A 433-nucleotide genomic window follows, 5' to 3' on the forward strand; every position below is an offset into this window, starting at 1 on the left:
GTTTCATTTATATCATTAAAGCTTATACTGCCAGTTTTAAAAACAATGCTTATGCCTAACGGAGATGTAGCAGCGTTAATTAAACCGCAGTTTGAAGCTGGAAGAGAGCAAGTTGGGAAAAAAGGTATCGTTCGTGATAGAAAAGTACATGAAGCTGTTGTAGAAATGATTGTCGATTTTGCTTTAAAAGAGGGCTATGATGTGGAAGGTTTAACATTCTCACCAATTACGGGTGGGGATGGTAATATTGAATTTTTAATTCATCTGAAATGGCATGGTGAACGTGAGAATGGCGAAAATCATTCTCCGATTTCTATAGAGCAAGTTGTTACAGAAGCGCATGACGTTCTAAAACAAAAAGGGAAAGAGGAATAACATATGTTGTTCCTCTTTTTGCTGTAATTGTATAATGATTGTAAAAACAATTGTGTAC

1 protein-coding gene is annotated in these 433 nt (G+C 35.6%); it reads left to right on the plus strand.

Translation table 11 applies throughout. The annotated features are described in order from the left end of the window. Positions 1-375 (plus strand): SAM-dependent methyltransferase (locus SB717_RS33810; RefSeq protein ID WP_410907174.1); only part of this gene is annotated, 375 nt, incomplete at its 5' end. Between the last annotated feature and the right edge of the window lie 58 nt (positions 376-433).

Source organism: Priestia sp. SIMBA_032 (genome assembly GCF_046535215.1).
Lineage (GTDB): Bacteria > Bacillota > Bacilli > Bacillales > Bacillaceae_H > Priestia > Priestia aryabhattai.